Source organism: Bifidobacterium sp. W8110 (genome assembly GCF_016101375.1).
GTDB lineage: Bacteria > Actinomycetota > Actinomycetes > Actinomycetales > Bifidobacteriaceae > Bombiscardovia > Bombiscardovia asteroides.
In genome coordinates, this window is sequence record NZ_JACFQO010000003.1 from 1 (window position 1) to 19,268 (window position 19,268).

The 19,268-nt window shown below is 63.4% G+C and carries 14 protein-coding genes and 1 tRNA gene; 12 read left to right on the plus strand and 3 right to left on the minus strand.

Annotation, left to right across the window (positions count from 1 at the left end):
* Positions 1–144: 144 nt before the first annotated feature.
* Positions 145–233: transfer RNA gene (locus H3T88_RS06025), tRNA-Leu, on the minus strand.
* A 118-nt stretch (positions 234–351) separates the two neighbouring features.
* Between H3T88_RS06025 and H3T88_RS06030 the strand changes: the two genes are divergently transcribed.
* From H3T88_RS06030 to era, 6 genes are all read left to right on the plus strand, one after another.
* A complete protein-coding gene (locus H3T88_RS06030; RefSeq protein WP_015021882.1) occupies positions 352–1,152 on the plus strand; it encodes a 16S rRNA (uracil(1498)-N(3))-methyltransferase in 801 nt (266 codons plus the stop codon).
* Between the two features lie 89 nt (positions 1,153–1,241).
* Complete coding sequence (locus H3T88_RS06035; RefSeq protein ID WP_015021881.1) at positions 1,242–1,589, plus strand: histidine triad nucleotide-binding protein; 348 nt, start codon at positions 1,242–1,244, stop codon at positions 1,587–1,589.
* 40 nt (positions 1,590–1,629) lie between these two features.
* The gene (locus H3T88_RS06040; RefSeq protein WP_198203944.1) at positions 1,630–2,823 is read left to right on the plus strand and encodes a PhoH family protein; all 1,194 of its coding nucleotides are present in this window, start codon (positions 1,630–1,632) and stop codon (positions 2,821–2,823) included.
* Positions 2,820–3,374: an rRNA maturation RNase YbeY gene (gene ybeY / locus H3T88_RS06045; RefSeq protein WP_015021879.1), complete on the plus strand. Its 555-nt coding sequence runs from the start codon at positions 2,820–2,822 to the stop codon at positions 3,372–3,374. Before H3T88_RS06040 ends, ybeY begins: the two co-directional genes overlap by 4 nt.
* On the plus strand, positions 3,367–4,779 hold the full coding sequence (locus H3T88_RS06050; RefSeq protein WP_198203945.1) for a hemolysin family protein: 1,413 nt from the start codon (positions 3,367–3,369) through the stop codon (positions 4,777–4,779). The genes ybeY and H3T88_RS06050 overlap by 8 nt, the downstream gene beginning before the upstream one ends.
* The gene (era, locus tag H3T88_RS06055; RefSeq protein WP_198203946.1) at positions 4,776–5,729 is read left to right on the plus strand and encodes a GTPase Era; all 954 of its coding nucleotides are present in this window, start codon (positions 4,776–4,778) and stop codon (positions 5,727–5,729) included. The genes H3T88_RS06050 and era overlap by 4 nt, the downstream gene beginning before the upstream one ends.
* A gap of 6 nt (positions 5,730–5,735) precedes the next feature.
* Here era and H3T88_RS06060 read toward each other — a convergent pair whose 3' ends face one another.
* Positions 5,736–7,757: an AMP-dependent synthetase/ligase gene (locus H3T88_RS06060; protein ID WP_198203947.1), complete on the minus strand. Its 2,022-nt coding sequence runs from the start codon at positions 7,755–7,757 to the stop codon at positions 5,736–5,738.
* A gap of 235 nt (positions 7,758–7,992) precedes the next feature.
* On the opposite strand from H3T88_RS06060, the gene H3T88_RS06065 reads away from it, so the two are divergent.
* The 3 genes from H3T88_RS06065 (at position 7,993) to H3T88_RS06075 (ending at position 10,897) form a co-directional block, all read left to right on the plus strand.
* Entirely contained in the window at positions 7,993–8,616 is a 624-nt protein-coding gene (locus H3T88_RS06065; protein WP_015021875.1) for a 50S ribosomal protein L25/general stress protein Ctc, read from the plus strand.
* A 187-nt stretch (positions 8,617–8,803) separates the two neighbouring features.
* On the plus strand, positions 8,804–9,931 hold the full coding sequence (locus tag H3T88_RS06070) for a branched-chain amino acid aminotransferase (protein ID WP_198203948.1): 1,128 nt from the start codon (positions 8,804–8,806) through the stop codon (positions 9,929–9,931).
* A gap of 183 nt (positions 9,932–10,114) precedes the next feature.
* Positions 10,115–10,897: a trimeric intracellular cation channel family protein gene (locus H3T88_RS06075; RefSeq protein ID WP_110417242.1), complete on the plus strand. Its 783-nt coding sequence runs from the start codon at positions 10,115–10,117 to the stop codon at positions 10,895–10,897.
* A gap of 40 nt (positions 10,898–10,937) precedes the next feature.
* Here the strand turns inward: H3T88_RS06075 and rpsT are convergent, their stop codons facing one another.
* Complete coding sequence (rpsT, locus tag H3T88_RS06080; protein WP_015021872.1) at positions 10,938–11,198, minus strand: 30S ribosomal protein S20; 261 nt, start codon at positions 11,196–11,198, stop codon at positions 10,938–10,940.
* 145 nt (positions 11,199–11,343) lie between these two features.
* On the opposite strand from rpsT, the gene lepA reads away from it, so the two are divergent.
* The 3 genes from lepA to gltB all read left to right on the plus strand — a co-directional run bounded on the left by lepA (position 11,344) and on the right by gltB (position 19,267).
* Positions 11,344–13,221: a translation elongation factor 4 gene (lepA, locus tag H3T88_RS06085; RefSeq protein WP_198203949.1), complete on the plus strand. Its 1,878-nt coding sequence runs from the start codon at positions 11,344–11,346 to the stop codon at positions 13,219–13,221.
* A gap of 4 nt (positions 13,222–13,225) precedes the next feature.
* The gene (hemW, locus tag H3T88_RS06090; RefSeq protein ID WP_198203950.1) at positions 13,226–14,569 is read left to right on the plus strand and encodes a radical SAM family heme chaperone HemW; all 1,344 of its coding nucleotides are present in this window, start codon (positions 13,226–13,228) and stop codon (positions 14,567–14,569) included.
* A 123-nt stretch (positions 14,570–14,692) separates the two neighbouring features.
* Positions 14,693–19,267, plus strand: coding sequence for a glutamate synthase large subunit (gltB, locus tag H3T88_RS06095; RefSeq protein ID WP_198203951.1), 4,575 nt, complete (start codon positions 14,693–14,695; stop codon positions 19,265–19,267).
* Position 19,268: the final 1 nt, after the last annotated feature.

The window sequence follows — 19,268 nt, forward strand, 5'->3', positions numbered from 1 at the left end:
CAGATACCCCAACACCACACTCTGACCAACACACAACCAAACCCACACACAGAACCTAAAACAACGCGTTTAGTTCCTATAGGCCACAAATATGTATATTTATGAAAATATGAAAGGAAGTGGCCTCTTTGAGGGGGAATTGAGTGTCCGGAACGGGAGTTGAACCCGTACGCCTGTATATATATAGGCACTAGCACCTCAAGCTAGCGCGTCTACCATTCCGCCACCCGGACAGGTGCGTAATCGCAACGGAGACAATCATAGCATCTAAGGCGACATCGCGCACTGGGCGATTGGGGGAGCGTGTCGTCAAAGAGAGCGTTTTTCTGTGGCGGGCTGTAGCCTGACACCATGACTGCACCCCTCTTCCTGCTGGATCCCGACCACGATGACTCCCCACTGGCCAGCGATGAGCTCCACACTGGCTGGCGCCTGACCCTGCCCGAGCACATCCGTCGCCATGCACTGGGCTCCATGAGGCTGAAGAACGGTGACCAGCTGGATCTTTCAGATGGGGGCGGATTGCGCATCGGCGCCCTGATCAGGGATGCTTCGACCGGCTTGGTGGAGGTCACAGCTGTAGGGCGGCAGGCACCTCCCGAAAAGGAACTGATTCTTGTTCAGGCCCTGGCCAAGGGTGGCAGGGACGAGCAGGCCATCGACATGGCCACACAGATCGGGGTGGATCAGGTCATCCCCTGGCAGGCTGACCGGTCCATAGCCAAATGGCGACCCGGCCGCAACGACAGGCATTGGCAGGCCACCTTGGAGGCTGCCACCGAACAGAGTCGTAGGGCCTACCGACCTCGACTGCTGGACAAGTTGGACAGCCATGGTCTGGTCTCCTGGTGCCGGAAGGCGACCGATCGAGGCGGCCTGGTCCTGGTTCTGCACCAGGATGCCGACCTGGGATGGGATGCGGTCCGTAACCGTGTCGACAGGCTGCCGGCTGGCTCCTCGGCCGCCGTGGTTGTGGGTCCCGAGGGAGGGATTGCGGATCAGGAGGTCCAGGCCATGATGAGGGAGGGGGCCCTGCCGGTCCGGTTGGGCGGCAACATCCTCCGGGCTGCTTTGGCCGGACCTGTGGCCCTGACCCTGCTGGCGGACATGCTGGGTCGCTGGCAGTCAGAAGCCCCTGAGCCCAGCGCATGAAGTCGCACGCAATATACATCCTCGCCCATAAGATGGAAAACAGAGAAAACAGCAAAAACAGCAATATCGGCAAACACTAAGGAGTGGTCATGAGCGATGACGATCGACAGGGGGACTGCATTTTCTGCAGAATCGTGGCAGGGGAGGTCCCCAGCGAAAAGGTCTACGAAGATGAGACCGTTTACGCTTTCAAGGATGCCAACCCCAAGGCCGCCATCCATGTCCTGATCGTCCCGCGTCATCATTATGGTTCAGTGGCCGAATTGGCCAAGGCTGATCCCGACACTCTTGCCCACATCGTCCAGGTGGCGCAACAGATTGCCGACCAGGATTTCCATGGAGCCTACCGGTTGATTTTCAACACGGGAGAGGATGCCGGCCAGTCCGTCTTCCATGTCCACGCCCACGTCCTGACCGGACAGGTGCTGCCCGAATGAGGTCCATGTTCACCATCGTCATCGTGCAGGAAGGGAATCCGTGGCGGTAACTACGCGAACCCTGGAGATTCCGGAGGGAATCGACCCGGTTCAGGTGCTGGGGCCAGAGGATGCAGTCATCGACAGGATTGAACGTGCCTTCCCGGCAGTGTCCATCCTGGTTCGTGGCAATCGGATCATGCTGCGCGCACAGGACCGACAGGGCGACGTTCAGGCGGCTCAGATCCGGAATTTACTGACCGAACTCATGCAGACCGCCGATCAGGTTCCCGTGGATGCCGATCAGGTGGGGCGAATACTGGACCACCGCCGTTTGGGGGCCGTTGACACTTACTCCCACCCAGAAGAGCAGAAAATTAAAGATAACAATGCTGCAGATAACAATACTGCAGACCGAACCCTTGCAGACCACAGAACCCAGGGTCGGACTACGACAGACAGTACTTCTGCAGACCCCGGTTATCGGGGAACAGGCGTTGCAGAACCGGACGAGGACAGCACCTTGGAAGATGTCGACCAATCCCGTCAGGTAGCCGCCAGGGCAGTTCGTAGCCGCCCCCTGACCCAGGCCTCCAAGGGTCCGATTAGACCCAAGACCGCTGGCCAGTCCGCCTATGTGGCGGCCATTGAAACGCATACCATCACCTTCGGCATTGGCCCGGCTGGCACCGGCAAGACCTATCTGGCGGTGGCCAAGGCGGTTCAGGAATTTCGGGCCGGACGCATCGGGCGCTTCATTCTGACCAGGCCTGCCGTGGAGGCAGGGGAGAGTCTGGGCTTCCTGCCTGGCACCCTCAATGAGAAGGTGGATCCCTACCTGCGGCCCCTCTATGATGCCCTGGCTGACATGCTGGGCACCTCGCGGCTCCACCGTCTTCTGGCCGACGAGACCATTGAGGTGGCTCCGCTGGCCTATATGCGCGGGCGCACCCTGAATGATGCCTTCGTCATCCTGGACGAGGCGCAGAACACCACTCGCAGGCAGATGAAGATGTTCCTGACCCGCCTGGGCTTCAACACCAAGATGGTCATCACCGGCGACGTCACCCAGGTGGATCTGGGCGGGCCAGCATCTGGTCTGGCCACCATAGAAGATGTGCTGCGCGGCATCGACGATATCGCCTTTGTGCACCTGCAGGCGGCTGATGTGGTGCGTAATCGGCTGGTCGGGCAGATTGTCCGGGCCTACGACCGTGCTGATCGGGCCCGCATCCGGGGACGGGAGCAGGCATGAGCGTAGAAGTGACCAACGAGACCCAGTGGCTGATCGATGCCAAGACCTTCTCTGACCTGGGGGTATGGGTTTTGGACCAGATGCAGGTGAGCACCCAGTCCGACATGACCATCATCTTCAACGATCCCGAGCCCATGGCGGTGCTGCACGAGCGCTGGATGAACCTGGCCGGCCCTACTGATGTCATGAGCTTCCCCATGGACGAGCTGCGCCCCGGTGACGAGAACCATCGACAGGAGGGCATCCTGGGCGACATTGTCATCTGCCCCTGGGTGGCTGCCCAGCAGGCCCTGGCAGCCGGCCATTCCACCATGGAGGAGATGCTGCTGTTGGCCATTCACGGCACCCTGCACCTGCTGGGATACGACCACGCCAGCAGGGAGCAGGAGGCGCAGATGTTCGGTCTGCAACGCCAGCTGCTGCTGACCTTCCTGGCTCTGCGCCAGGGGCCTATCGTAGATGCCGCGCTGCCGGCCGGGGCCACCAACGCTCTCGACATCTATGAGCGGTACGGCCGTGGTGCCCATCAGAAAGGCAGATCCCATGAGTGAACGGACCATCGTCGCCCTGGTGATCATGGCTCTGGCCGCCATCGCCCTGGTCGTGCTCTCCCTGGCGCTGGCCGAGGCCCAAGGGGCGCTCAACCGGGTGACCCGATCCAGTCTCAACAATTTGATTCTGGGCCTGCAGACCGACCAGGAACTCAGCCAGTTCGCCAGGATGAAGCGGATCGACCGCATTCACCAGGCCCAGAGCCTGATCTCCCAGCGGCAGGTGACGGGAAGCGCCTGTGCCTTTTTCCGCATCATTTGTGACATCATGGTGGGCGTCTTGGTTGCCTGCATGGCTGCTCTTGGTGGCCTACCCCTCTGGGAACAGCTGCTGTGCGGGGTGATCATGGCCATCCTGGTGGCCGCCGTCTCCGTCACCCTGGGTCCGCATGGCCGCTCCCGCCAGCCCATGGAGGCACTGCTCAAGCACGTTCGCCTGGTCGGGCTGGCCGTTCTTCTGACGCCTTTCAAGCGCCGTCGGCAGGCTGAAGCCCGCTCCCGCAAAAACCATCGCGGCGACCTTTCCGACGACGAGGAGCTGGAGAAAATCCAGATCGAACAGGGCCGTGCCATGGTCGACCAGCTGGTGGAGGCCGGTGCCTTTGATCCGGAAATCTCCGAGATGTTGAAGAACGTGTTGACCCTGTCGACCACACTGACCCGCGAGATCATGGTCCCTCGCACCGACATGATTTGCATCTCAAAGGATGCCAGTCTGGATTCGGCCATGAAGCTTTTCTCCCGATCGGGATTCTCACGTATTCCTGCCATCGGGGACGACGTAGATGACCTGGTCGGCATCGTCTACCTGAAGGACGTGGTCCGGGCCCTGGCCTTCAACCACAAGGGTGACAGATCGGTCGCCTCCATCATCCGTCGGCCCGTTCTGGTGCCAGAGTCCAAGCCGGTGGACGACCTCTTCCACTACATGCAGCGCTCCCGCCACCACCTGGCTGTGGTTGTGGACGAGTACGGGGGCATCGCAGGCCTGGTCACCATTGAGGATGCCATTGAGCAGATCGTGGGTGAGCTGGAGGACGAGCACGACCGGGTCCAGCACGACGAGCCCAAGCAGATCGGTCCGCACACCTGGCAGCTGCCGGTCCGCACGCCCATCGCCGACCTGGAGGAGCTTTACGAGATCACCATCGATGAGGACGATGTGGATACGGTCTACGGTCTGCTGACCAAACTGCTGGGCTCCGTGCCCGTCTCTGGCTCGTCGGCGGTGACGCGCGGTATTAGGCTGACCGCAGGCGAGGCGGTCGGCCGCCGCAAGAAGATCGCCACCATCGTGGTCGAGCCAGCCAACGGATCAAGCATCGCTCTGGAGGACGGTGCAGAACAAAAAGAAGAACAGGACGACGGGGATCAACCCGAGCAGGACAGTCAGGAGAATTCATGACCAAGGAAGAACAGAGCGATGCCAAGGTGCCGGTCCACCGATCGGGATTCGTGGCAGTAGTGGGCCGACCCAATGTGGGCAAGTCCACCCTCATGAACGCCCTGGTTGGTAGGCCCATCGCCATAGCTTCCTCCCGGCCGGAGACCACACGTAAGGCTATCCGGGGGATCATGACCCGTCCCGAGGCCCAGGTGGTCTTGGTCGATACACCGGGCATTCACCGTCCGCGGACCCTGTTGGGCCAGCGACTCAACGATGTCGTGGAGGCCTCCCTGTCGGATGTCGATGCCATTGCATTCCTGCTGCCTGCCGACCAGGCCATTGGCCCCGGCGATCGCCGCATTTTGAGCCGGCTGCGGTCCGATTTCGCCCGCAAGGACAAGGACGGCAAGTGGGTCTGGCGAAAGCCTTTGATCGCCGTGGTGACCAAGATTGACCAGCTGAGCAAAGGCCAACTGGTGGACAAGCTCCTGGAGATAGGCGCCTTTGCTGACTTCTCCCAGATTGTTCCGGTCAGCGCACTGGAGGCTGACAACGTGGACGAGGTGGCCCAGGTGTTGATGGATGCCATGCCCGAGGGCCCTCAGCTCTACCCTGACGACCAGCTGACCGAGGAGCGTCCCGAGGATATGATTGCAGAGATGGTCCGCGGAGCCTACCTGGAGGAGCTCGACGACGAGCTGCCCCACTCCCTGGCCGTCCGTTTGGAGTCCATTGAGCCGGATTCGGAGGGCGGGCGCGACACGGTTCACATCGGCATTTATGTAGAGCGCGACTCCCAGAAGCCCATCGTCATCGGACGGGGGGCCGAGCACCTGGTACGGGTGAAGAAGAAGCTGCGCACCGCCGTCAACCGGACCATGGGCCGCAAGGTGCGGTTGGATCTGCACGTCAAGGTGGCCCGCAACTGGCAGACCGACCCCAAGCAGCTGGAGCGCCTGGGGTTCTGATCGTGCTCAGCGGCGGGGCGCCGGGGTGCGCTTGGCCGTGTACATCCGGGTGTTGAGCAGGTCGGCGTAGCGCTCGATGACCTTGGGCCGAATCACCTTCATGGATGGTGTCATCAGTCCGTTGTCCTGCGTGAACTCCTCGGGCAGGATGATGAACTTGCGGACCGACTCGGCCCGTGAGACCCCTTCGTTGGCCCGGTCCACATACTCCTGGACCTCGGCCCGGACCACTGCGTTCTGCGCCGCCTCCTGCAGGGACATGTTGCGATCCAGGCCCTTGGAGGCCAGCCAGGGCCGCAGGGCGGATTCGTTCAGGGTGACCAGGGCCGAGATGAAGGGCCGCTTGTCGCCCAGAACCAGGGCCTGGGAGACGATCTCGGAACGCTCGATGACCTCCTCGATGGGCCTGGGGGAGACGTTCTTGCCGCCGGCCGTGATGATCAGGTCCTTCTTGCGCCCGGTCAGGAAGAGGAACCCATCACGGGAGAGCCGCCCCAGGTCGCCTGTGGCGTACCAGCCGTCCTCGGTGAAGGAATCGCGGGTGGCCTCCTCGTTCTTGTGGTAGCGGTGGAATACGCAGACGCCCTTGATCTGCACCTCGCCGTCCGAGGCGATGCGGATGGTGAATCCCGGGAAGGGGATGCCCACCGAGCCCCTGTGGTAGGGGGTGCCCAGGGGGTTGAAGGCGCAGGGTGCGGTGGTCTCGGTCAGGCCGTAGCCCTCGTAGACCGGCACATTGGCGCCGCGGAAGAAGCCCAACAGTTCAGGGTCCAGGGGAGCGCCTCCGGAGACGATCCACTTGGCCCGTCCGCCCAGGACCTGGCGTAGGGAAGAATAAACCAGCGGGTCGTAGAGGGCTCGCCGCAGGGCGCTGCGCCTGGTCGGCCAGCCCTTACGGGAGATGTCCTCCATATAGGTGCGTGCCGCCCGTGCCGCCCCGTTGAAGACCCTGCCCTTGATGCCATGCCCGGCCTTTTGGGATGCGGCGTTGTAGACCTTTTCGAAGACCCTGGGCACGCCGATGATGACCGTGGGCTTGGACTCCTGCAGGTCCGACAGCAGGGTGGCCAGTCCGGAGGAGATGTACACGTGCATGGTCCCATAGACGACCCCGTAACTGATGGCCCGGGCGAAGGTGTGGGCCTGGGGCAGGAAGAGCAGGATGGATCCATCCGGATCGTGGGTCAGATTGGGGATGAAGGCGTTCAGGTTTCTGGCCAGCTGGCAGTAGTGTTCATGGGTCATCTCCACGCCCTTGGGGGCCGCTGTGGAACCGGAGGTGTAGACGATGGAGCAGAGGTCCGTCTTCCGGATGGAATTGATCCGCTCGTCGAGTTCGGCATCGCTGACCGATTCCCCATAGGCCTGCAACTCCTGCAGGGCACCGGACTCCAGGCAGGCGATCCGCTCCAGGGTGGGGCACTCCTTGTCGGCTCCTTCGGCCTTGGCCCGCATCTCAGCGGTCTGCACCACCAGCAGCCTGGCATCGGAGTTGTTGACGATGAATCGGATCTGCTCGGCCGAATCGGTGTCGTAGATGGTGGCAATGACCCCGCCGATGGACAGGACGGCGGCGTCCACGATGTCCCACTCGTAGCTGGTCCTGCACATGAAGGCCACGGCATCGCCCTTCTTCAGCCCGTAGTGCATGAAGCCCTTGGCGGTGGTCCTGATGTCATGCAGAATCTCTCGGCCGGTCCGGTAGGTCCAGCTCCCGTTCTCCACGAAGTGCAGGACCGGCTGGTCTGGGGTGCGGCGGGCCCGGTCGGCGTAGATGTCATAGACGGTCATGTCGTCAGGCACCGGTCCCATGCCGGCGGTGGTTGCCGAAAGCATACCGGAGGTCGAATCCATTCGCGTGGTCGTGGCGTAGTCGGCCGACCAGAAATGCGTGTTGGGCAGGGAGAGGGACTCCTCGGCGGTCCGAGGCGCGGCCTGTGACGGATTCGCATTCTCCTCGCCATTCGGTCCCTCCCCATGACCCACCTGGTGTGCCACAAAAGATTTGACCGATGCTAGTAACGACACGTTGTCTCCTTCAATAATCGCGGGATATGTCCAGAATAGCCGCCTACTTGGAGAAGGGCGGGCCCGGTGCTAGAGTAGCCACGTTGCTTTGGCGAGGGAGGCTTCATGGCCTCCGTTATCGACTCGGCTGGATCATCGGCGTCCTTTCCTTTTGGGCGGTCCGGAATCCGACGCGGCGATGCGCCAGGACCGGCCCAGGTCGGTCTTGAGGAACCATTCAAGGAAGGAAGCCAACATGGCTAATACCATTAAGCTCGAGGGCGAAGTCCGCGATCAATTCGGCAAGGGGGCGGCACGCCGCATGCGCGTGGCCCAGCAGATTCCCGCCACCATCTACGCCGGCGGCGCCCAGCCCGACTACATCAAGCTGCCCATGCGCGAGACCACTCTGGCTCTGCGTCGCGCCAATGCACTCTTCTCCATCAGCTTCGGAGGACAGACCAAGACGGCCGTGGTCAAGGACGTGCAGCGCAACCCGGTCAAGCGCCAGGTGGAGCACATCGACTTCTATGAGGTCCGCGCCGGCGAGAAGGTCACCGTGGAGGTGCCCGTCTTCGTCAGCGGCGAGACCAAGGGCGCTGCCGTGGCCCTGATCGACACCCAGAACCTGCAGGTCCGGGCTGACGTGTCCAACCTGCCTGAGCGCATCGACATCAGCGTTGAAGGCCTGGCCGAGGGTGACAAGATCCTGGCCAAGGACATCAAGCTGCCCGAAGGTTCCGAGCTGATCATCGACGATATGGAGGAATCCATCGTCTCCGTCGAGATCCCCAAGGAGGAGAGCCTGGAGACCCCCACCGAGGAGACCGATCAGGCCGAGGCGGAAGCTGCTCCGGAGGCCGACGACCAGGGCGAGTGAACCCAAAGGTTCAATTTGCAAGGCCGTGGGATCATCACGATCCTGCGGCCTTTTTGTCCAAGACGGTCACAATGCGAAATGCGCCGGACAGGTCAAGGCCTGCCTATGCGATAGTTCGGGTACCGGGCATCGCCACAAGCATCGCACCCGAGCAACCAAATACAGTAGCAAGAAGAAGTGGTAGATAATGGCAGAGCAATCACATCACGACCCGAAGGCACTCAATGAGTTGGCGGACGCTTTCAAGGTCATTCCCAACGATCATCCCGCCTCTGACGAGGAGCGTGCCCGGCTGATTGACAAGCCCGCCTTCGGCCAGCTCTTCTCGGACAATATGACCCACATGGGATGGACTTCGGAAGGCGGCTGGAAGGATCGCAGGGTTGAGCCCTACGGACCGATCAGCCTGGATCCGGGGGCCTCGGTGCTTCACTACGCCCAGGAGGCCTTCGAGGGACTCAAGGCCTACTACCACGACGACGGTTCCATCTGGCTCTTCCGGCCTGATGCCAACGCACAGCGCTTCTACAACTCAGCCAAGCGTCTGGCCCTGCCCCCGCTCGAGCCCAATGACTTCCTGGGATCGGTCGCGGCCCTGGTCCGCCGTGACGCAGCCTGGGTGCCCAGGCGGCGCGAGTACACGCTCTATATGCGTCCCTATATGTTCGCCTCCGAGCCCTTCCTGGGCGTGCGCGCCCCGCATGCGGTGGACTATTGCGTCATCGCCTCGCCCTCGGGACCCTATTTCGCCGGTGGTGTCAAGCCGGTCAGCATCTGGGTGGAGGACAAGTGGTTCCGTACCGGCCCAGGCGGAACCGGCTTCGCCAAGTGCGGCGGCAACTATGCGGCTTCCCTGCTGGGGGAGAACCGCGGTGCCGAGCATGGCTGCGAGCAGGTCTGCTTCGTCGACGCGGCCACCAAGACCTACCTGGAGGAGCTGGGCGGCATGAACATGTTCACCGTCCACAAGGACGGGCACCTGGAGACCCCCAGCCTGACCGGAACCATTCTGCCTGGTGTCACCCGCAACTCCCTGATCACTCTGGCCCAGGATCATGGTCGCGACGTGGTCGAGACCATGATCCGTCTGGACACCCTGCTGGACGACATCCGCTCGGGCGAGGTCACCGAGGTGTTCGCCTGCGGGACCGCTGCAATCATCACCCCGATCGGGCGCTTCAAGTCCGAGAACTTCGACGTCCAGGTGGCCGACGGCGGTTCAGGCAAGGTCACCATGGACCTGCGCAACGAGCTCCTGGGCATCCAGCTGGGCGAGATCGAAGACCCGCACGACTGGATGTGGAAGGTCTGCTGAGCGCTGACCCCATTCCTGCCTGACAGGTCTTGAATGGAAGGCGACTTCAGGGCGACGTTTCGCCTTGGGTTGCCTTCCTTCATATTTGTGGCCTTGCGCACATCACCGGCCTGTTCAGCTCTGTATTTGGCTAATCTATAGACGGATTTGAGTGCGGGACGATTCCGGGAGGAGAAGCGCGGGATGAAGACGGCCTTGGAGGGGAACCTGATCTTCATGGTCATCGAGTACCTGGGCATCTTGAGCTGCGGGCTTTCGGGCGGTCTGGCTGCCGTGCGCAAGGGCTACGACATCATCGCCATCCTCCTGGTCTCCTGGATCAGTGCCCTGGGCGGCGGGGTGGTCCGTGACGTTCTTCTGGGTCAGGTGCCGCCCAGTGGCATCACCGACAAGGGCTCGGTCATCGTCACCCTGGCTTCCGGCCTGGTGGTGGCTGTCGCACATCCCGAAATCAGCCGTATGACCTGGTCCATGCTGGTCACCGATGCCATGGCCCTGGGATCCTTCGCCGTCAACGGGACCGCCAAGGCCCTGATGTGTGGAACCGGCGGCATGACGGCCATCTTCATGGGGATGGCAACGGCCCTGGTCGGGGGACTGCTGCGAGACATCCTGCTCAATCAGGTGCCTGCGGTCATCCAGGACCAGCACTGGTACGCGCTGCCTTCCCTGATCGGTTGCCTGCTGACCCTAGCCTCCACGCGCGCTCAGCAGCATGGCCTCTATCCGGCCCGGGTCGACATGATTCTGGACCTGGCCATCGTGGCCCTAGTGGTCGTCCTGCGCATTATCTCGGTAAAATTCGACATCCTGGTGCCTGGGGCAGTGGACCGACACTCGGCCCGACTCCCACTCAGCGACGCCCAGTTGGCCAGTGCCATCCGTCACCTGATGCGTGGCCGGTCGAATATCAGTGTCACCATCAAGCACAGCGACGAGGACCCGGATACCAAAAAGGGCCGGTGACCCAAGCGCTTGGGTCACCGGCCCCAATGGGGCACCCGGTTCAGAGGGCGTTGACGGCGTTGGCCAGACCGGACTTGCGGTTGGCGGCCTGATTACGGTGAATCACACCCTTGCCGGCGGCCTTGTCCAGACGGCGGGCGGCCACCTGGTAGGCAGCCTGAGCGGCCTCCTTGTCACCGGCATCCACGGCCTTGCGCACGGAACGCACGGAGGTCTTGATTGCGCTCTTGACCTCCTTGTTGCGCAGGTGCGCCTTTTCGTTGGTGATGACCCGCTTCTTCTGCGACTTGATGTTTGCCAATGTTGCTCCAAACGATGAATGTATCTGTACAGACAACCTACCATAGTAGCACCCGACCGGGAGAAGAATCCGCCAGAGGCGGGCGCTTCGGCCCAGGGCATCGTCTAGAATCGTTAGACCAGACGTACGTGAGGAGAGCAGACCGGTGCAGGAAGCCAAGAACCAACCAGGATTCACCGACCAATCGCTGATCCGCAACTTCTGCATCATCGCCCATATCGATCACGGCAAATCCACGGTGGCCGACCGGATCCTGCAGCTGAGCGGGATTGTGCCCAAGCGCGAGATGCACGACCGGTTCCTGGACAGGATGGACATCGAGCAGGAGCGCGGCATCACCATCAAGTCCCAGGCCGTTCGCCTGCCCTGGGTCAAGGACGGCGTCGAATACACCCTGGGCATGATTGACACCCCCGGTCATGTGGACTTCACCTACGAGGTCTCCCGGGCCCTGGAGGCCTGCGAGGGTGCGGTCCTGCTGGTGGACGCCACCCAGGGCATCGAGGCGCAGACCCTCTCCAATCTCTATATGGCCCTGGAGGACGACCTCGTCATCATCCCCGTCCTCAACAAGATCGACCTGCCCTCGGCCGAGCCGGACAAGCACGCTGAGGAGATAGCCAACCTGATCGGCTGCTCCACGGACGAGGTGCTGCGGGTATCGGGCAAGACCGGCGAAGGTGTTCGCGAACTGGTGGACCGTATCGTGGACCGGATACCGGCTCCCAAGGGGGATCCCAAGGCTCCGGCCCGGGCTCTGATCTTCGACTCGGTCTACGACTCCTACCGGGGAATCGTCACCTACATCAGGATGGTGGATGGTGAACTCAAGGAGCGCCAGAAGATCCGCATGATGGGCCGGGGGACCGTGCACGACCCCATCGAGCTGGGCGTGATCAGCCCCGATATGACCCCTACCAAGGCCCTGGGTGCCGGAGAGGTCGGCTACGTGATCACCGGCGTCAAGGACGTCAGCCAGTCCAAGGTGGGCGACACGGTCACCACCGAGGCAAATCCCGCCAAGGAGCCCCTGCCCGGCTATCAGGATCCCCAGCCCATGGTCTATTCCGGGCTTTTCCCCATTGACAACGCCCAGTTCCCCGAGCTGCGCGACGCCCTGGACAAGCTCAAGCTCAACGATGCCGCCCTGGTCTACGAGCCTGAGACCTCCGTGGCCCTGGGCTTCGGATTCCGCTGCGGCTTCTTGGGGTTGCTGCACATGGAGATCGTCACCGAGCGCCTGAGCAGGGAGTTCGGCATGGACCTGATCGCCACGGCCCCCAATGTCACCTACCAGGTGACCATGGAGGACGGCAGCGAGCACACGGTGACCAATCCCAGCGAGTTCCCCGACGGCAAGGTGCGCCAGATTCTGGAACCCGTGGTCAGCGCCGACATCATCACGCCAAAGGAGTTCATCGGGCCGGTCATGGAGCTCTGCCAGGATCATCGCGGGCAGATGGGGACCATGGAGTACCTGAGCCCCGAGCGCGTCGAGATGCACTACCGGATGCCCCTGGCCGAGATCGTCTTCGACTTCTTCGACCAGCTGAAGAGCAGGACCAAGGGATACGCCAGCCTGGACTACCAGCCGGACGGGACCCAGTCCGCCGACCTGGTCAAGGTGGACATCCTCATCCAGGGGGAGAAGATCGACGCTTTCTCGGCCATCGTCCACAAGGACAAGGCCTACGCCTACGGGGTGATGATGACCAAGAAGCTGCGCAAGCTGATTCCGCGTCAGCAGTTCGAGATTCCCATCCAGGCCGCCATAGGGTCCCGGATCATCGCCCGGGAGACCATCAGCGCCCTGCGCAAGGACGTGCTGGCCAAGTGCTACGGAGGCGACATCACCCGCAAGCGCAAGCTGCTGGAGAAGCAGAAGGCGGGCAAGAAGCGCATGAAGATGCTGGGACATGTTGAGGTGCCCCAGGAGGCCTTCATCGCCGCTCTGAGTACAGGCCAGGCCCAGGACCGGGACACCAAGGACAAGATACGGGCCGCCGCCAAGAAGGAGGGCTGAACGGGTGGGATCCTACCAGGTCTACATCCATGTACCCTTCTGCATGCGCCGCTGCGGCTATTGCGACTTCAATACCTATACGGCCAGCGACCTGGGCGGGGGCGCCAGCCGGGAGCACTACGCCGATCTGGCCATCCAGGAGATGCGCATGGTCCGGGACTGGCAGACATCTAGGGGGCTGATAGAGCCGCCCGTGTCCACCATCTTCTTCGGCGGAGGCACCCCGACCATTCTGCCCGCCCGGGACCTGGTGCGCATGGCCGAGGCCGTAGCCGACCTCTGGGGGCTGTCCCCCGGGGCCGAGATTACCACCGAGGCCAACCCTGACACTGTCGATCGGGCCTATCTGGAGCAACTGCTCAGGGGCGGCATCAACCGTGTCTCCTTCGGCATGCAGTCAGCGGTATCCAGTGTCCTGGCCACCCTGGACCGCACCCATACGCCGGCCAATGTGACCACCGATGTGGCCGCTGCTAAAGAATTGGGTCTCAGAGCCAGTGTGGACCTGATTTATGGGACGCCGGGGGAGCGGCTTGAGGATTGGCGGACCAGCCTGCAGGCGGCCCTGGACCTGGGCGTGGACCACGTCTCCGCCTACGCCCTGACCCTGGAACCCACCACCAAGATGGGCCGTGCTGTGCGCCGGGGCCAACTGCCCGCCCCCGATGACGATGACGAGGCGACCAAATACGAGATGGCTGATGACATGCTCTCCCAGGCGGGCCTGTACTGGTACGAAATTTCCAACTGGGCCCGCCCCGGCCAGGAGAGTCGCCACAACCTGGGTTACTGGCACAACGTGGACTGGGCCGGCATCGGGCCCGGCGCCCACTCCCACTATCGGGGGCTGGATGGTCAGGACTCGGGCATGGCGCCGGTGGATGAAGCCCGGGAGCAGAAGCCCATGCCTTCCGTATCGCCTGGGTTCAGGGCCACCGCAACAGCATCAGCGGAAAAGGCCGATCCGTGGACATCCTGGTGGCTTTCGCAGGAGCCCGGCCTGGAGGAGCGGCGTGCCCGGGCCATCCGCTCCTGGGACATCGCCCACCCCAGGGACTGGGCGGCCGCCATGGATGCAGGACATGTGCCCTGGCAGGATGCCGAGCTTCTGGGCTGGAGGCAGGACCTGGAGGAGACGGTCATGCTGGCCCTGCGCCTGCCCGAAGGCCTGGGACTGGATCGACTGACCAGGCTGGCCGGTCGTCCGGCCGATCCGAAGATCCTCAAGGATCTGGTCGATCAGGGCCTCCTGCTGCCCGTGCCTGACAGAATCCAGGTGACCCGAAGGGGTCGCCTGCTCAACGATCTGGTCATCGACCAGGTCCTGGAGGCGGTAGGAATTCGTTAGACACTGCGGAACGTTACACGGATGTCACCTGTGGATGCATTATTCTGTTGATTCACCATTGACAAGGCTCCTCAAGGGTGGAGCATGCCGGCCCCGCCCCCGTCCACGAATGAGGTGATTGCGGTGTCATTCACGGCCCCTCTCGATCTGCATGTCCACGGCCCCCAGGGGCTCTATGACCCTGATACGGAACACGATGCCTGCGGTTTCGGCATGGTGGCCACCCTCAACCGACGGGACGAAAGGCTGATCGTCGAGCAGGGCATCCGCGTCCTGGTCAACCTGGACCACCGAGGGGCCGTGGGAGCCGAGCCCAACACCGGCGATGGGGCCGGCATCATGCTCTCCATGCCCGACGAGTTCATGCGCACCCGGGTCTACCGGAATCTGCCTGAAGCCGGCCATTATCTGGCGGGTATGGCCTTCCTGGACAGGGATCCGGCGCAGGCTGCAAGCCAGGAGGAGGCCATAGCCTCCATTGCCGGCCAGGAGGGGCTGCGTGTCCTGGCCTGGCGGGCAGTGCCCACCGACCCGAACGGGCTGGGTCTGCAGGCTCTGGCCTCCATGCCCCGCTTCCTCATGCCCATCATGTGTGATGCCGGTCCTCAAGGCCGAGGAGGACTGGACCTGGAGCGGCTGGGCTACCGGGTCCGCAAGCGGGCCGAGCACGAGTTGGGCGTCTACTTCGCCTCCCTGTCCTGCCGGACCATCACCTACAAGGGCATGCTGACCACCAAGCAGCTGCAGGGCTTCTTCCCCGACCTGAGCGATCCGGCCATGAAGGCCCGCCTGGCCATCGTCCACTCCCGCTTCTCCACAAACACCTTCCCCTCCTGGCCCCTGGCCCAGCCCTTCCGGATGATCGCCCACAACGGGGAGATCAACACCATCCAGGGCAACCGCAACTGGATGTCAGCAAGGGAGGGGATGCTGAGCTCGGAGCTGCTGGGTGACATGGCCCCGCTCCTGCCGGTCAACACCCCTGGAGCCTCAGATTCTGGCACCTTCGACGAGACCCTGGAGCTGCTCCACCTGGCGGGTCGGTCCCTGCCCCACGCCGTTTCCATGATGATGCCCCCGGCCTGGCAGCAGGACCCGAACATGGACTCGGACCTGAAGGCCTTCTACGAGTACAACGACGCCCTGATCGAGCCCTGGGACGGCCCGGCGGCCATCGTCTTCACCGACGGAACCTTGGTGGGCGCCCAACTGGACCGCAATGGCCTGCGTCCAGGCCGCTGGCAGCTGACTGATGACGGCCACCTGGTCCTGGCCTCGGAGGCCGGTGTCCTGGAGGACACGCCCCAGGAGTCCATCGTCGCCAAGGGCAGGCTGGAGCCGGGGCGCATGTTCCTGGCCGACACCAAAGAGGGCCGGATAGTGCCTGACAGCGAGATCAAGCGCCGGCTGGCCGGTCTGCACCCCTACAGAAAATGGGTTTCCGAGCGTACCGTCCGCCTGGACGATCTGCCTGAGCGCGAGCATGTCAATTACTCGCGCATCTCGGTCCACCGCCGGCAGCAGGCCTTCGGCTACACCCGGGAGGACCTGACCATGCTGTTGGGGCCCATGGGCGAAACCGGCCGTGAGCCCATCGGCTCCATGGGCAATGACGCGCCCATCGCCGTGCTCTCACGCCGGTCCCGTATGCTCTTCGACTATTTCACCCAGAAGTTCGCCCAGGTCACCAATCCGCCCCTGGACTGGGAGCGCGAAGAGCTGGTGACCAGCATCGCCTCGGCCATCGGGCCCGAGCCCGATCTTTTGGAGGACACCCCCGAGCACGCCTGGAAGATCCACATCGATCTTCCTGTGGTGGACTCCGTCCAGATGGCGCAGATCAAGCGTCTGGACCGAGCGCCGGTCCTGGAAGGCCGCTTCCGCCCCCGTCTTATCCGCGGCCTCTACCAGGTTGCCGGAGGCGGCAAGGGCCTTGAGGAGCGTCTGGAGGCCATCGAAGGGGAGGTGGATCGGGCCATCGAGGAGGGCTGCAATGTGCTTGTCCTGTCCGACCGGGACTCCAACCACATCTGGGGGCCCATACCCTCCCTGCTGCTGACCGGGGCCGTCCAGCACCACCTGCTCCGTCGGCACACCCGCACCCAGGTCTCCCTGGCAGTGGAGGCCGGCGACGTGCGCGAGGTCCACCATGTGGCCCTGCTGATCGCCTACGGTGCCGCCTGCGTCAACCCCTACCTGGCTCTGGAGTCTGTCGAGAACCTGGCCAACAGCGGGGACCTGCATGTGGATGCCGAAAAGGCCTCCGACAACCTGGTCCGGGCGCTGAGCACCGGTGTCCTCAAAATCATGAGCAAGATGGGCGTGAGCACCATCATGTCCTACCGGGGCTCCCAGCTCTTCGAGGCCGTCGGGCTCAGCCAGGAGGTCATCGACCGCTGGTTCACCGGCACCACCTCCCTGGTGGGCGGCATAGGACTGGATGAGATCGCCGCCGAGGTTGCCCAGCGCCATCGGGTGGCCTACCCCATTGAGTGGACCGCCGGATCCGGGCATGACCTCGAGACAGGCGGCAACTACCACTGGCGGCGCACCGGCGAGGATCACCTGAACGACCCAGAGTCCATCTTCCTGCTCCAGCAGTCCACCAAGCGAGGGGACTACGGACTGTTCAGGGCCTACACGGACCATGTGAATGCGGCCGCAAAGCAGGGCATGACCCTTCGTGGACTCATGGAGTTGCACTCCGACAGGGCGCCCATTCCGCTTGACCAAGTGGAGGCTGCCGAGTCCATCGTCACCCGCTTCTCCACAGGCGCCATGAGCTACGGGTCCATCTCCCAGGAGGCCCATGAGACCATGGCCTTGGCCATGAATCGCCTGGGAGCCCGGTCCAACTCGGGCGAAGGCGGCGAGTCCCCGGACCGGATCGCAGACCCTGCCAGGACCAGCCGGATCAAGCAGGTGGCCTCGGCCCGGTTCGGGGTGACCAGCGACTACCTGGTTTCGGCCACCGACCTGCAGATCAAGCTGGCCCAGGGAGCCAAGCCGGGGGAGGGCGGCCACCTTCCCGGCGCCAAGGTCCCGCCCTGGATCGCCCAGGTCAGGCGTTCCACCCCTGGGGTCGAGCTCATCTCGCCTCCGCCCCACCACGACATCTACTCCATCGAGGACCTCAAGCAGCTCATCCACGACCTGAAAATGGCCAACCCAAGAGCCCGTATCCACGTCAAGCTGGTCTCCGAACACGGGGTGGGAACCGTGGCCGCAGGGGTAGCCAAGTGCCATGCCGACGTGGTCCTCATCTCCGGCCAGGACGGCGGCACAGGAGCGGCCCCACTCAACGCCATCAAGCACGCGGGGACTCCCTGGGAACTGGGCCTGGCCGAGACCCAGCAGACCCTGGTCATGAACGACCTGCGCTCGCGGATTGTGGTCCAGTGCGACGGAGAGCTCAAGACCGGCCGCGATGTTGTCATAGCCGCCCTTTTGGGGGCCGAGGAGTTCGGCTTCGCCACCACGGCACTCCAGGTGGAAGGCTGCGTCATGATGCGGGCCTGTCACAAGAACACGTGTCCCCAGGGCATAGCCACCCAGGATCCGGAACTGCGCTCGCGCTTCACCGGACGGCCCGAGGATCTGATCAACTTCTTCATGTTCATGGCCCGCCAGGTGCGGGAGATCCTGGCCTCCCTGGGATTCGCCAGCCTGGAGGAGGCGGTCGGCCACGTGGAGTGCCTGCGCCGGGACCCCTCTGTGCAGACCTGGAAGAGCCAGGGCATCGACCTGGATGCCATCCTGCGCAAGCCCGGTCCCACCCCTGGCACTGTGCTGCACCACACCCAGGCCCAAGACCATGAGCTGGACAAGTCCCTGGATGTGGACCTGATCAACCAGGCCGTCGATGCCCTGGACGAGGGACGGCCGGTGGCCATCCAGGGAACCGTGCGCAACGTCAACCGGAGTGTGGGCACCATGTTGGGCTACAGGATCACCCGCAAATACGGCGCAGCCGGCCTGCCGCAGAACACCGTGGACATCACGCTGACAGGCTCGGCCGGTCAATCCCTGGGCGCCTTCATTCCCAGGGGCGAGACCATCCGGGTGATTGGCGAAGCCAACGACTATGCAGGCAAGGGTCTGTCCGGCGGTCGTCTGATCCTCCACGCTTCCCAGGGCGTCCGCTTCGATCCGCACCAGACCGTCATCTGCGGCAACGTGGCTGGATTCGGTGCCACCTCGGGCGACATGTTCGTGGCTGGACGGGCCGGGGAGCGCTTTGCCGTACGCAACGGCGGCGGACGCTTCGTGGTCGAGGGCCTGGGCGAGCACGGCTGTGAGTACATGACCGGCGGCCTGGTGGTCGTTCTGGGGTCCACTGGCCGCAATTTCGGCGCCGGTTTCTCGGGAGGGGATGTCTACCTGCTGGACATGGATACCTCCCGGCTCAATCCTGAAGCCTGGAATGACGGCTCCCTGCTGGCCCTGGAGCCCGACCAGAACCAGGCGGCCATGCTCAAGGAACTGATCGCTGAGCATGTCCGGCTGACAGGATCAAAGGCTGCGGCCGCCCTGCTGGAAGACTGGCCAAGCGCGCTGGCCCGGTTCACCCATCTGGTACCCCGTCGTTATCTGGCCATGAAGCAGGCCATGGAAGAGGCCGAACGCGAGCAGGTGGACTTCAACGCGCCCGGTGTCTGGGACGCCACCTACGCCCAGGTCATGGAAGGAGCGCACTGAT